A 12,351-nucleotide genomic window follows, 5' to 3' on the forward strand; every position below is an offset into this window, starting at 1 on the left:
GAAATACTTTTATTCTCTAATAACAACAATAGTATTATCTTCTATTTTTAAAATAGTTGATGAATTAATATTTACTTTATCCTTATTTAAATCTACAATATAATCTACCTTTTTTAAAATAGATTCACTTATTTCCGAAAATGATGTAGGTGTTGGTTCTCCACTAATATTAGCAGATGTTGAAACTATTGGTTTTCCAAATTCTTTAATTAATTCAATACAAAAATCGTCTTCAGGAATTCGAATAGCAATCGTATTATCTATAGCAATTGTGTTTTTAGCTAAACCTTTAGGATTGTTATAAATAATAGTCGTTGGTTTTTTAGTTTCTTCTAATATTTCTAAAACTTTAAAAGGTATATTTTCTACATATTCTTTTAGCATGGTAATAGAAGCTACCAAAATAATGAGACTTTTAGATTCTTCTCTTTTTTTTAATTGATAAATTTTAGCTACTGCTTTTTCATTGGTAGCATCACAACCAATACCCCAAACGGTGTCTGTTGGATATAAAATTACTTTAGAGTCATTTAGATTTTTTACAACTTCTAAAATCATTATAGCTCATATTTATTGTTTAACCAATTTAACACATAATCTAGCTTTTCTTTTGGACATTGATCTAAGCTTTGCATATTTAAAAACAATTTATTTTCGCGTTTGGTAAACGTATTTAACTTATATTTTAACCATGCAAATGGCTTTTTATAATTTTGAAAATAAATTAACTGGTAATCATTTTTTAAAATTGCGGTTTTATTTCTTATCTCAATATGATTAGCTAAACCTTGTGCTGTGTATTGCTCTTTATTTCTAAATTTATGTGCTATATTTAAGAGTTCTACCGAGCGTTCTTCTTTAAAAAAATCTTTAAATGTTGATTTTCTTAACGGATAAGGAGTGTGATGAAATTTATAATATTTTTTAAAACCGACTAATTTCGCACTCTTTTCTTGTGCCTTTTTATGTCCTGCTTTTTGTTTTTTCTTTTCAGAATTAAACAGTCGTTTATAAAAAATATTTTCATTAAACTTTAACCATTTACCTCTAATTACAGGCTTATTATCAATAAAAAAGTCAGTGATTTTCACCTCTCTTACCAAAAACATATCATCATTAAAATAAATAAAATGTTCCGATAGATTAGGAATGTCGTATAATTTTGTTTCTATAGGACGACAATTAAATACAGGTAAAAAATTAGCATCCTCTTTAAAAATAGCTGGATGATTTACAATAAAAACATTATCATATTCACCCTCTTTTTTATTTTTTATAAAATTAGGAGTTTGATTATCTGTAACAATATAAATATTACGGATAAAAGACGCATATTTTAAAATTGAATTTACTGTAAACTTCACCTCTTCTACCTGATCAAACCTTGTTCTAAAACCTTTGTTTTTTACAATGTTTTTATCCTCTAAAAAAGGTAACATTTTTTGTTGATGAGCTTCATCATTTCCATCAACCCAAGTAATTACAGCATCTATTTGCATTCTTTTTAATATTTTATATTTCAGTTATCTTACTTTTACCTTTTGGTATTTGTGGCAACTCAAACATATCTCCTATTATTTTATTATATTCATTAGGATAAAAATCTTTTCTTCCATCCGAAGGGTAAAAAGTCATTTCACCAAAAATGATTTTAGCTTCTACCTCATAAAAATCAACTCGAACATAAGGCAAACCAACAGATAATTTTTCTGCTAAGATTTTCATTTTATTTAAACTTACCGGTTTTTCAATATCTTCTGAAATAGATTTATCTTCAGAAACATATCTAAAAGGTAATTTTTTAAAATCAAAATCATAAAAAGCTCTTTTATGATTTTCAGCTCTATCTAAATGAACTTCAAGAAACTCAGCTTTACCATTAAAACAATAAAATTTATAATCTGTTAAAGAATCTCTTTCATTGTTTTTTAAGTATTTTTCAATAATTAATTTTGGTGCTACGTCTTTATAAGCCCATTCTTGGCCAGTTCTGTAATACTGATTCGCTGCTTGCCATTTTTTAATTTTCCTTTTTATTTTAGGTAAATCTAAATCGTTTTTATTTGTACATATTATATTGTAACTACTAGCGTGTACAACTTTTAAAACGAATTTTTCAGGCAATTTTTCAAAATTAATTTCAGCAAACGAATCATAAACGCCATATAATTCGTTTAAATATTCCTCACCAATTTTATCAATAACATACTCTCTTACTTCATATTTATCAACCAATTTATTTAATATTTTTGGTTGATAAAAAGCCTTTAGCCATTGTATTTTTTGGTTAAATTCAATCGGGTTATTTAAATCTAACTTTTTCCCTGTATAATATTCATACAAAAAAGGCAAAAAGACCTTTTGTGGTAAAAAGGTCATTTTTTTTAAAAATCGTAATACAGTTTTATTCATTATATATTATTAAACCGCCACATCATACTCACGTAGAGCATCATTTAACGATGTTTTTTTGTTGGTGCTTTCTTTACGCTTACCAATAATTAATGCACACGGAACTTGGTATTCTCCTGCGGCAAATTTTTTGGTATAACTACCAGGAATTACTACAGAGCGAGCAGGAACAACTCCTTTTGTTTCAATAGGTTCGTTACCGGTAACATCTATAATTTTTGTACTCATTGTTAATACAACATTGGCACCTAAAACAGCCTCTTTTTCTACTCTAACACCTTCTACAACAATACAACGAGAACCTATAAACGCTCCGTCTTCAATAATAACTGGGGCAGCTTGTAATGGTTCTAAAACTCCACCAATACCAACACCACCAGACAAATGTACGTTTTTACCAATTTGCGCACAAGAACCTACTGTTGCCCAAGTATCAACCATCGTGCCTTCATCAACATAAGCACCTATATTTACATAACTTGGCATTAAAATAGTTCCTGCTGATATATAAGCTCCATGACGTGCAACTGCATTTGGTACTACACGAATTCCTCTTTCTGCAAAGTTTTTCTTTAACGGAATTTTATCATGGTATTCAAAAATACCAGCTTCTAAAGTTTCCATTTTTTGAATCGGAAAATATAAAACTACCGCTTTTTTTACCCATTCATTTACTTGCCATCCATCAGTTGTTGGTTCTGCCACACGTAACTCACCAGCATCTAATAAATCAACAACTTTTCTTATGGTATTTATCGTTGTTTCTTCTTTTAATAAATCGCGATTATCCCACGCTTTTTCTATAATAGATTGTAATTCTGTCATTTTAAAAATTTTCTGCAAATATAAAATCTCTACATCAATATATTGCGAAGATACATTTTTTAAACAGATGTATTATCATTGTTTAAATTGCTTATTTTTGCTAAAATTTTAAATATTTGGGACGAGTTTTAGCTATCGATTTCGGAAAAAAAAGAACAGGAATTGCTGTTACTGATGAATTACAAATTATTGCTTCTGGATTAACAACAATTACAACTAAAGAACTAATTCCTTTTTTAAAAGATTATGTTAAAAAAGAAAACGTTGAGTTATTTATTATTGGTAAACCTAAACAAATGGATAATTCTGATAGCGAAAGTGAAACTTTAATTATTCCTTTTTTACAAAAACTAAGTAAATCGATTCCGAATATTCCTATAAAGCGTGAAGATGAACGTTTTACCTCTAAAATGGCTTTTCAAACAATGATTGATAGCGGTTTAAATAAAAAACAACGTCAAAATAAAGCTTTGGTTGATGAAATTAGTGCTACAATTATTTTACAGTCATATTTATATAACAAATAATTTTATTGCAAAACGATTCTTTGTATTTTCGCATTCCTTAAAAAAATTAAAAACATGATTTTACCCATTGTTGCTTACGGAGATCCCGTATTACGTAAAGTAGGAAAAGAAATCGATAAAGACTATCCGCAGTTAGAAAAATTAATTGCCGATATGAAAGAAACAATGTATAACGCACAAGGTGTAGGATTAGCAGCACCACAAATAGGAAAAGACATTCGTTTGTTTTTAATTGATGCTTCTCCTTTTGCCGATGATGAAGATTTATCTGAAGAAGATAGAGAGGTGTTAAAAAACTTTAATCGTGTATTTATCAATGCTAAAATTATTAAAGAAGAAGGTGATGAATGGGCTTTTAACGAGGGGTGTTTAAGTATACCTGATGTGCGTGAAGATGTTTTTCGTCAAGAAACAATTACGATTGAATATCAAGATGAAAATTTTGAAAGTCATACCGAAGTTTTAGGCGGATTGGCAGCACGTGTTTTTCAACACGAATACGATCATATTGATGGAGTTTTGTTTACCGATAAATTATCTTCATTAAAAAAACGATTAATCAAAAAGAAATTAGAAAACATATCTAAAGGAAAAGTTAACGCAGGTTACAGAATGCGTTTTCCTAAAGCTAAAAGAAAATAGTCTATCAAGACATTAAAAATATTATATTATGGAATTTAACAAAATTATTGCCGTTACTGGTAAACCAGGATTATTTCAAATCTTATCACAAACTAAAACAGGTGTAATCGTAAAATCGATTGTAGACGGAAAACGTTTTCCTATTACTGCTACACACAATGTAAGTTTATTAGAAAACATAGCTATTTATACTTATGAAGAGGAAGTACCTTTAGCAATTGTTCTTAAAAACATTGCTGATAAAGAAGATGGTAAAGAAGCTATTTCTCATAAAGAAAGTGCTACTAAATTAACCGCTTATTTTGGTGAAATTTTACCAGGTTATGACGAAGAGCGTGTATATGCTTCAAACATAAAAAAAGTAATTCAATGGTATAATACATTAGCTTCATCTGATTTTGATTTTAGTGCTTTAACTAAACAAGAAGAAGCTACAACTACTGAAAAAGAATAAACCGTGAATACTCGTAAGCAACAATTAAGCGCCTTTAACCGTTTGTTAGATATCATGGACGACCTTCGTGAAAAGTGTCCGTGGGATAAAAAACAAACCTTAGAAAGTCTGCGCCATTTAACAATTGAAGAAACTTACGAACTAGGAGATGCCATTCTAGACAATGATTTACAAGAAATAAAAAAAGAATTAGGCGATGTGTTGTTACACATCGTCTTTTATGCTAAAATAGGTAGCGAAAAACAAGCTTTTGATATTGCCGATGTTGCTAATAGTATCTCTGATAAATTAATTCATCGTCATCCGCACATCTATGGTGATGTTAAAGTAAAAGATGAAGAAGAGGTTAAACGTAATTGGGAACAATTAAAACTAAAAGAAGGTAAAACTTCGGTTTTAGAAGGGGTTCCTAAAAGTTTACCTGCCTTGGTAAAAGCAAACCGAATTCAAGAAAAAGTTGCAGGTGTTGGCTTTGACTGGGAAGAACCACAACAAGTTTGGGAAAAGGTGCAAGAAGAAATAACCGAACTAAATGAAGAAATAAAAGCAAATAATCAAGAAAACATCGAAAAAGAATTTGGAGATGTGTTATTTTCTATGATTAACTACGCTCGTTTTATTAAAGTAAATCCTGAAAATGCTTTAGAAAAAACGAATAAAAAATTCATCAATCGTTTTCAATATTTAGAAGAAGCTGCTAAAAAAGAAGGAAAACAACTTGCTGACATGTCTTTAACAGAAATGGATGTGTATTGGGAAAAATCAAAAGAGTTTTTTAGATAATCAAATTAGATTATTCAAAAGGTTTTAAACGATATTTGTCAGTTCGAACGCATTCGAGGTCCGTTATATCAAATTCATTTCAGAATCTCATTCAACTATTTTACAGCCATTATCTGTAATTCTGAAACAAGTTCAGATTGACGCACCTTTTTTTTCATAACATTTTAATATTTTTACTTAATGGATATAATAATCATTACTGGAGGAAGTAAAGGAATAGGAAAAGCACTAGCTAAAAAGTACGCTTCAGAAAATTATACAGTTTTTTCTTTAGCAAGATCATCATCTGACTTAAAGAATATTCAAAATATTACAGTCGATTTATCTAATTTACATGAAACTGAAACTATATTCACAACACTTTTAAAAAAAATAATCAGCCAAGAAATTAAATCAATTACTTTAGTAAACAATGCGGGTAGATTAGGTGAAATTTCTAATTTAGAAAATTTAGAAGCTGATGATATTTCTAAATCTATTCAGTTAAACACCACTACTCCACTTATATTATCTAACTTATTTATTAAATTAACGAAAACACTAACTTGCAAAAAGCAGATTATAAATATTTCATCTGGTGCTGCTAAAAGTCCGTACCAAGGCTGGGTAGTATATTGTACCTCAAAAGCTGCAATTGACATGATGACTAAGGCAATCGCAACTGAGCAGTTTGAAATTAAAAACGGCGTAAAATGTGTGGCTATTTATCCTGGAGTTGTAGATACCAACATGCAAAACAAAATAAGAAACTGTACGGAAGCCGACTTTAAAAGCTTACAACGTTTTGTTGATTTAAAAGTAAACAACGAATTGTACACTCCTAATTTTGTAGCTGAAACCGTCTATAACATTGATACTAAAAATCAATTACAAAGTGGAGATATTGTTGATATTCGTAATTTTTAAAAATACCCATTAATGGGTATTTTAAGTATTTATTTTTTAGCATAATTTTATATCACTAACAAAAACTAAAATATCATGCTTAAAAAGAAACACCTAATTTTAACCGTACTATTAGCTTTGTTTACAACATTTTATAGTTGTGAAGATTTATTTGGAGAAGATTTATTTGGTGATGATGATGAAGAAATTAGTGATAACTCTTCTTCTAATTGTTCTATTGATAATTACAGTGGACCATCAAATATAGATAAACAATACGATTACCAATGTCAAGCTGCATATATTTATAAATGCCAAGGAGAAACTGAAGCTTTAAGAAAACAATGTGCCTACTATAAACAATTACAACAGTCGTTAAATTTACCAGATTGTGATTACTGTGATTAATTTTTAAACTTACACACTTTTAGTATAGTACCAAAAAAAAGCAGCTCGATTGAGCTGCTTTTTTTATGTTGATTAAATGTTTATTGATTTCCTAAAATAATAGGCATTCCGCTTTTACCACTACCAATTAAAACAACTTTACTATTTGGTGATTCTGATAATTTTAATGTAGCTTCAATACCTTTTTCTTGTAAAATTTTATCCGTTAAAGAAGCACTTAATATTTTATTTGCTATTGCTTTTCCTTCTGCGTCAATTTTTTGTCTTTCTGCTTCTTTTTTAGCTTTTGCTAACCTAAATTCATATTCTAAAGACTCTTGCTCTTGCTTTAATTTTGTTTCAATTGCCGTTCTTATTGTTGTTGGCAACTTAACATCTTCAACTAAAACTCTTTTTACAATTAAAAACTGATCTTTTAAAATCAATTTTACCTCGTCTAAAATTTCTTGTTCAATAACATCTCTTTTACTCGAGTACAATTGCTCTGGTGTATAACGTCCAACAACACTTCTTGCTGCAGCATTAATTGCAGGATCTAATAATTCGCGCTCATAATCTTCCCCTTTTGTTTTAATTAAGTTTCCTAAATTACTAAACTCTGGTTCGTACCAAATTGTTCCGTTTACTTTTACTTCTAATCCGTTTACAGAAAGTACATTCATTTCATCTGAAACTGATTGTTGACGCACTTTTCTTACAATCATTTTATTCCAAGGAGCAACAATATGAAAACCTTCTCCGTAAGTTTTTTCAGTATTAATACCATCGCCTAAAGTTTCAAATATTACACCTCCTTCACCAGGACCTATTGTTACTGTTGATTTTGCTAGTATTATAATAGCTATTACTGCAAAAATTCCTAAAAGAATTCCCCCTTTTGGTAATTGCAATTCTAATTGTTGTCTGTTATTATTCATTTTATATTTTAATTTATAAGATATTCAAATGTACAATTAATCTTCTTTAAATTATGATAAACACTGGGTATTAAAGAAATTAGTTATTTGCTTTTAAACAATTCATACGCTCCTTTTAACTTAAGAGTAATTACAACATCTTTATCTTTTAAATTTTTAAAATACCAACCATGTTTCCCTTCAAACGGAGCTGTTAAAGTTCCTCCCATATTATTAGAATATGCTACTGTGTAACTTTCGTAAAAAACATTTTCAGGTGGATTTTCTTGCTTTACTTCACCATGAAAATCAGTAAAAACAATGTCATTATTTACTGTAAACCATTCGTATTTTACACTCCCAAATTTTAGTATTCTAACTTTATACTCTATCCCTTTTTTTGCTGGCACAATAATTTTAAGACTATCTGACCTTTCTGGTAATTGTTTTTCGGGTGGCGGATTATTAGCTTCCATAGGTTTTAAAACACTAATATCCGATCCAACATCATTAAGTTTTATCTTCTTAAAATTTAAACTTGATAAAGAAGTTGTTTTTATTTCTTTCTGATATAATTTATCAAAACCAAACAATTTCCCAGTTCCTAAAGGATCTACTCCATATTCGGCAGGTAAAACAGCTATTAAAAGAACTCCTGCACCAATTACAAATGCTAAAACTATTGATTTTACTAATTGTCTTTTACTTAGTAAAGACTGCTTATCTGTTTTCATATTTATTTTTTAAGAAGTGAAGTATCCTATTAATTGATATCCTAACAACAAAAATCCTGCTGCCATTAAAAGCATGTTTGTAATTTTAGCAAACTTAAGATAACTATCATAGTGTCTCCAAAAAGAGATGCATAATAAAATAAACCCTAATGCTAAAAACTGTCCTACTTCTACACCAAGGTTAAAACCTAATAAATTTACAAAAAGGCCTTCTTTATCAAATTTAAACTCTTGTAATTTTGTTGCTAAACCAAAACCATGAAATAAACCGAAAATTAATACTGCTCTTTTAGTGTTTGGTTGTTTATTAAAAATGATTTTAAATCCTCCAAGATTATCAAACCCTTTGTATACTATTGATAATGCTATAATTGCATCAATTAAAAAAACATTTACATTTATGTTTGCCATTACACCTAAAAGAAGCGTTATACTGTGCCCTATTGTAAAATAAGTGATGTATGTTATAATGTCTTTTGTTTTGTATAAAAAGAAGAGTACTCCTATTAAAAAGAGTAAATGATCGTAACCAGTTATCATATGTTTGGCTCCAATATAAAGAAAGGGACCAAATGCAATTCCTTTATTATTTAATAAAAACAATTGCGTTTCATCATCTACTCCGTGTGCAAAACCTACAAAAGAAAAAAGCAATAAAATAATGAATAACAAATTGGTTCGTTTACTCTTTAACATTATGGTTGTTTTATTAATGTAAGCGATCTTTCATACCGCCAGCTTATTGTATTAATTAACCTTTTAATCGGTCTTTAGCGTACTCTACTTTTGTTTTTCCGTGAGCTACAGGCGCTCCTGTTTCATCTAAACTTACCATAATAATTTTATCTATTGCTATAATTGTTTTGTGTGTAATTTTGTTACGTACTTCGCAACTTAAAGTAATAGACGATCTTCCAAATTTTACAACTTCAATACCAATTTCAATAATATCTCCTTTTTTTGCTGAACTTACAAAATCTATTTCCGACATAAATTTAGTAATCGTTTTAGGAATTTCTAGTTGAATAATCGCATACAAAGCTACCTCTTCATCAATCCATTGCAATAATCTACCGCCAAATAAAGTTCCGTTTGGATTTAAATCTTCGGGCTTTACCCATTTTCGTGTGTGAAATTTCATATATTTTTGTTTGTTACAAAATTCAGAAACTAATAACTTTTAAGCTATTAAAATCTATTGCTTTTTTAAATTTTACCATAATATTTTCTGATAAACCACTCTATAGCAAGTAAAATAATCGCTAAAAACAACATCCATTGCCAATCTATTAAATTTTGTTTTTTTGTTGTTGATTTTTGTACAGTATAATAAGATTCATCCGAAGATAATTTATCTAATAAGTTTTTAACTTTATTAGCATAAAACAATTCTCCTTTTGTTTTTAAAGCTAACGAATTCAGCTTTTTATAATTAGCATTGGTAAACTGTTCTTCAATTTGATAATCGGTTATTTTAAACTTTCCAAAACTATTTATAGTTTGACTATTAACCGAAACTTTATAAGAATAATCGCCAGATAAAAGCCCTTCTACCGATACTTGATATGAATTATGAACCAACGAAAACGGAAGTACTTTTTTCTCTTTCGTTTTCGTGTTTGTAACCGTTAACTCTAACGAAGCTCTGTTATCAAATTGATAATTTTTATCAACATAAAACGCCGAAATATTAATTGGTGCATTTGCAGGATATAAACTTTTACTTTTAACAGTTAATCGTTTTCGCTTTTTGTTAGACGCTAAATACTGTGTTAAATTACCTAAAAAAGCATCAAAATTCTCAAAAGATTGGGTACTTAAAAAACTCGCGGCACGCCATTTCCAAATTCCTTCACCAAATAAAACTGCCATTTTATTTTCGTCGTTTTCAATGGTTATTAATAAAGGCTGTTGGGTTGCTACTCCTGCATATTTTTGATATAATAATGTTTGATGTTTTGCCGTAATTTGTATTTCGCCAAAAACATCTTTTAGAGGATTAAACTCACTAAAATGAATATCTTTTTGTAAAAAAGTTAAAAAATCCGCGTTGTAAATAGCACTATAAACTTCCGTTTGATTAATGGCATTTTTGGTAACCCCTAATTTTTCTGAATTTAAAAAATTCCAATCCGTTTTTGTTCCTGAAATCAGCAAGTAATTAGATTGTATTTTTTTAAAAAACTGTTTAAAACTACGATTTGGCTGATACAATACAAAAAACTGATACTCAGAAAAATTAACACTTCTATCATTAATTAAAGCAATCGTTGCTTTGCGTTGCTTATTACTTTCTATTGCTTTTTTTATCGCACCTAAATCAGGATGTAAAAACGAACTTAAAATTAACACTTTTGTTTGCTCGTCGATAACTTCTACAGCAAAGTTTTTATAATTATTCTTGGTGTTTTTTTCTGATTTTATTTTTGTAATTGCCGCCGTATAATATTGATTTCCTTTTTTATCCGATTTTAAACTTGTTGTAATTGTTTGTGTAGGTTTTAAAGGCGAAAATTGTAATTTTTTAGAAAATACTTTTTTTCCATTTTTACGAATCGAAAAAACTGAATTTACCGTTTCTTTACCTTCATAATACAACAAGGCTTCTACCGGAAACTTATTTTGAATATAACTGTACTTATTAACGTTTAATTGCGAAATTTGAATATCTTGATATTGCGTAGTATCCCCAATAACAATTGGGTAAATGGCGCTTTTAGATTGCGTATATTCGTAATCGTTACCAGATGTTTGGTTACCATCACTAATTAAAATTGTTGCGTTTTTACTTTCTTTGGTTAAAGTATTAATAGACGTTATTGCCTTATTTATATCTGTTTTTGGTTGCGTAAACGATAAACTATCTAAAACAGAAACTTCTTTACCGAAAGAGAAAAACTGAACGTCAAATTTTTGATTAATTTTTTGATTTTTTTCGATTTCTTTAATAATCGAATCAACTTTTTTAGCTGCTTTAAAATATTTTGTAGAGATAGAATTATCAACCAAAACAGATAAAACAGGCTTACTATTTGTTGTTATCATCGTTTTTATTTGAGGGTTGATAAATAACAATAGTAACAAAAACAGACTCAACGCTTTTAAAGAAAAAAGTACACTATTTATTTTCTGAGTACGTTTTGTTTTATAAAAATATTGAAAAAAAGCAATAGCTACGCTTAATAAAACGGCTAAAACAATATAAATAAGAGTTATCGATTCCACTAAAAAAATATTTTAGCGTGAAGATAAAAAAAGCAATCAAATAACCGTAAAATCAATGAAGAGATTTACTAATTGCTTGTTTTAGGTTTTGCTTCGTACATTTTAAAAAATAGCATAGAAGCTATATTGCGCGCGCGTTCTTTAGCATCATTTGCTTTGGCACCTTCAAAAAAGTAATCTACCGTTTCAAACCATAATTGCAGCCATCGTCCAAAATGCTCTTGAGAAATACTGTGCTTAAAATTACGATCTAAATCTTTGTGCGCCTTCATCGGGTTTCCTTTAAATTTTCTTACAAAAAACAAATTTGTTTCCCAAAAATCAGTCAGTTTTTGCAAATGGCTTTCCCATTTTTCATCAGGAATTGTTTTTAAAAAAATAGGACCTATAAAATCATCTTCTTTAAGTTTATCATAAAAGGTTGATACCAATAAATAAACATCTTCTCTGTTTTCTATTTCTTTTTTATCCATCAAAAAAATCGCTTTTTAAGTTGCAAAAATATCTTTTTATGCACTTACAATTTATGACTTTAATCATAATTTTTATGCTTTCTATCT

General features: G+C 28.8%; 16 protein-coding genes. 6 read left to right on the forward strand and 10 right to left on the reverse strand.

Features of this window, described 5'->3' with window-relative positions:
- Nucleotides 1–9 precede the first annotated feature (9 nt).
- From ACN5J5_RS12270 to ACN5J5_RS12285, 4 genes are read right to left on the reverse strand one after another with little or no spacing between them, the layout of a single operon-like run.
- Nucleotides 10–558: an L-threonylcarbamoyladenylate synthase gene (locus tag ACN5J5_RS12270; protein ID WP_418645183.1), complete on the reverse strand. Its 549-nt coding sequence runs from the start codon at nucleotides 556–558 to the stop codon at nucleotides 10–12.
- Nucleotides 558–1,499, reverse strand: coding sequence for a Stealth CR1 domain-containing protein (locus tag ACN5J5_RS12275; RefSeq protein ID WP_418645184.1), 942 nt, complete (start codon nucleotides 1,497–1,499; stop codon nucleotides 558–560). The genes ACN5J5_RS12270 and ACN5J5_RS12275 overlap by 1 nt, the downstream gene beginning before the upstream one ends.
- Before the next feature lie 13 nt (nucleotides 1,500–1,512).
- Nucleotides 1,513–2,412 carry an ATP-grasp fold amidoligase family protein gene (locus tag ACN5J5_RS12280; protein WP_418645185.1) on the reverse strand — a complete coding sequence of 300 codons (900 nt, stop codon included), beginning with the start codon at nucleotides 2,410–2,412 and terminating at the stop codon, nucleotides 1,513–1,515.
- A gap of 9 nt (nucleotides 2,413–2,421) precedes the next feature.
- A complete protein-coding gene (locus tag ACN5J5_RS12285; protein ID WP_418645186.1) occupies nucleotides 2,422–3,237 on the reverse strand; it encodes a 2,3,4,5-tetrahydropyridine-2,6-dicarboxylate N-succinyltransferase in 816 nt (271 codons plus the stop codon).
- A 116-nt stretch (nucleotides 3,238–3,353) separates the two neighbouring features.
- Here ACN5J5_RS12285 and ruvX point away from each other — a divergent pair, with 116 nt between their 5' ends.
- The 6 genes from ruvX to ACN5J5_RS12315 all read left to right on the forward strand — a co-directional run bounded on the left by ruvX (nucleotide 3,354) and on the right by ACN5J5_RS12315 (nucleotide 6,936).
- Nucleotides 3,354–3,764, forward strand: coding sequence for a Holliday junction resolvase RuvX (ruvX, locus tag ACN5J5_RS12290; RefSeq protein ID WP_068705787.1), 411 nt, complete (start codon nucleotides 3,354–3,356; stop codon nucleotides 3,762–3,764).
- A 54-nt stretch (nucleotides 3,765–3,818) separates the two neighbouring features.
- Nucleotides 3,819–4,406, forward strand: coding sequence for a peptide deformylase (def, locus tag ACN5J5_RS12295; RefSeq protein WP_418645187.1), 588 nt, complete (start codon nucleotides 3,819–3,821; stop codon nucleotides 4,404–4,406).
- A gap of 28 nt (nucleotides 4,407–4,434) precedes the next feature.
- Complete coding sequence (locus ACN5J5_RS12300) at nucleotides 4,435–4,860, forward strand: DUF5606 domain-containing protein (RefSeq protein WP_418645188.1); 426 nt, start codon at nucleotides 4,435–4,437, stop codon at nucleotides 4,858–4,860.
- Nucleotides 4,861–4,863: 3 nt separating this feature from the next.
- Nucleotides 4,864–5,643, forward strand: a complete 780-nt coding sequence (mazG, locus tag ACN5J5_RS12305) for a nucleoside triphosphate pyrophosphohydrolase (protein WP_418645189.1) — start codon at nucleotides 4,864–4,866, stop codon at nucleotides 5,641–5,643.
- 180 nt (nucleotides 5,644–5,823) lie between these two features.
- On the forward strand, nucleotides 5,824–6,549 hold the full coding sequence (locus ACN5J5_RS12310; protein WP_418645190.1) for an SDR family NAD(P)-dependent oxidoreductase: 726 nt from the start codon (nucleotides 5,824–5,826) through the stop codon (nucleotides 6,547–6,549).
- 75 nt (nucleotides 6,550–6,624) lie between these two features.
- Nucleotides 6,625–6,936, forward strand: coding sequence for a hypothetical protein (locus ACN5J5_RS12315; protein ID WP_418645191.1), 312 nt, complete (start codon nucleotides 6,625–6,627; stop codon nucleotides 6,934–6,936).
- Nucleotides 6,937–7,016: 80 nt separating this feature from the next.
- Here the strand turns inward: ACN5J5_RS12315 and ACN5J5_RS12320 are convergent, their stop codons facing one another.
- From ACN5J5_RS12320 to ACN5J5_RS12345, 6 genes are all read right to left on the reverse strand, one after another.
- Nucleotides 7,017–7,853 carry a prohibitin family protein gene (locus ACN5J5_RS12320; RefSeq protein ID WP_418645192.1) on the reverse strand — a complete coding sequence of 279 codons (837 nt, stop codon included), beginning with the start codon at nucleotides 7,851–7,853 and terminating at the stop codon, nucleotides 7,017–7,019.
- A gap of 83 nt (nucleotides 7,854–7,936) precedes the next feature.
- On the reverse strand, nucleotides 7,937–8,566 hold the full coding sequence (locus ACN5J5_RS12325) for a hypothetical protein (RefSeq protein ID WP_418645193.1): 630 nt from the start codon (nucleotides 8,564–8,566) through the stop codon (nucleotides 7,937–7,939).
- A gap of 9 nt (nucleotides 8,567–8,575) precedes the next feature.
- Nucleotides 8,576–9,262, reverse strand: coding sequence for a HupE/UreJ family protein (locus tag ACN5J5_RS12330; RefSeq protein WP_418645194.1), 687 nt, complete (start codon nucleotides 9,260–9,262; stop codon nucleotides 8,576–8,578).
- 55 nt (nucleotides 9,263–9,317) lie between these two features.
- Complete coding sequence (locus ACN5J5_RS12335) at nucleotides 9,318–9,707, reverse strand: acyl-CoA thioesterase (RefSeq protein ID WP_418645195.1); 390 nt, start codon at nucleotides 9,705–9,707, stop codon at nucleotides 9,318–9,320.
- A 65-nt stretch (nucleotides 9,708–9,772) separates the two neighbouring features.
- Nucleotides 9,773–11,611 carry a VWA domain-containing protein gene (locus ACN5J5_RS12340; protein WP_418645196.1) on the reverse strand — a complete coding sequence of 613 codons (1,839 nt, stop codon included), beginning with the start codon at nucleotides 11,609–11,611 and terminating at the stop codon, nucleotides 9,773–9,775.
- 248 nt (nucleotides 11,612–11,859) lie between these two features.
- On the reverse strand, nucleotides 11,860–12,264 hold the full coding sequence (locus ACN5J5_RS12345) for a group III truncated hemoglobin (protein WP_418645197.1): 405 nt from the start codon (nucleotides 12,262–12,264) through the stop codon (nucleotides 11,860–11,862).
- Between the last annotated feature and the right edge of the window lie 87 nt (nucleotides 12,265–12,351).

Source organism: Tenacibaculum insulae, assembly GCF_964512435.1.
Taxonomy (GTDB): Bacteria; Bacteroidota; Bacteroidia; order Flavobacteriales; family Flavobacteriaceae; genus Polaribacter; species Polaribacter insulae_A.

Excerpts from the sequence above, each read along its gene's own strand:
- ACN5J5_RS12270 (WP_418645183.1), bottom strand. The coding sequence starts at position 558 with ATGATTTTAGAAGTTGTAAAAAATCTAAATGACTCTAAAGTAATTTTA.
- ACN5J5_RS12275 (WP_418645184.1), bottom strand. The coding sequence starts at position 1,499 with ATGCAAATAGATGCTGTAATTACTTGGGTTGATGGAAATGATGAAGCT.
- ACN5J5_RS12280 (WP_418645185.1), bottom strand. The coding sequence starts at position 2,412 with ATGAATAAAACTGTATTACGATTTTTAAAAAAAATGACCTTTTTACCA.
- ACN5J5_RS12285 (WP_418645186.1), bottom strand. The coding sequence starts at position 3,237 with ATGACAGAATTACAATCTATTATAGAAAAAGCGTGGGATAATCGCGAT.
- def (WP_418645187.1), top strand. The coding sequence starts at position 3,819 with ATGATTTTACCCATTGTTGCTTACGGAGATCCCGTATTACGTAAAGTA.
- ACN5J5_RS12300 (WP_418645188.1), top strand. The coding sequence starts at position 4,435 with ATGGAATTTAACAAAATTATTGCCGTTACTGGTAAACCAGGATTATTT.
- ACN5J5_RS12310 (WP_418645190.1), top strand. The coding sequence starts at position 5,824 with ATGGATATAATAATCATTACTGGAGGAAGTAAAGGAATAGGAAAAGCA.
- ACN5J5_RS12315 (WP_418645191.1), top strand. The coding sequence starts at position 6,625 with ATGCTTAAAAAGAAACACCTAATTTTAACCGTACTATTAGCTTTGTTT.
- ACN5J5_RS12320 (WP_418645192.1), bottom strand. The coding sequence starts at position 7,853 with ATGAATAATAACAGACAACAATTAGAATTGCAATTACCAAAAGGGGGA.
- ACN5J5_RS12325 (WP_418645193.1), bottom strand. The coding sequence starts at position 8,566 with ATGAAAACAGATAAGCAGTCTTTACTAAGTAAAAGACAATTAGTAAAA.
- ACN5J5_RS12330 (WP_418645194.1), bottom strand. The coding sequence starts at position 9,262 with ATGTTAAAGAGTAAACGAACCAATTTGTTATTCATTATTTTATTGCTT.
- ACN5J5_RS12335 (WP_418645195.1), bottom strand. The coding sequence starts at position 9,707 with ATGAAATTTCACACACGAAAATGGGTAAAGCCCGAAGATTTAAATCCA.
- ACN5J5_RS12340 (WP_418645196.1), bottom strand. The coding sequence starts at position 11,611 with ATGATAACAACAAATAGTAAGCCTGTTTTATCTGTTTTGGTTGATAAT.
- ACN5J5_RS12345 (WP_418645197.1), bottom strand. The coding sequence starts at position 12,264 with ATGGATAAAAAAGAAATAGAAAACAGAGAAGATGTTTATTTATTGGTA.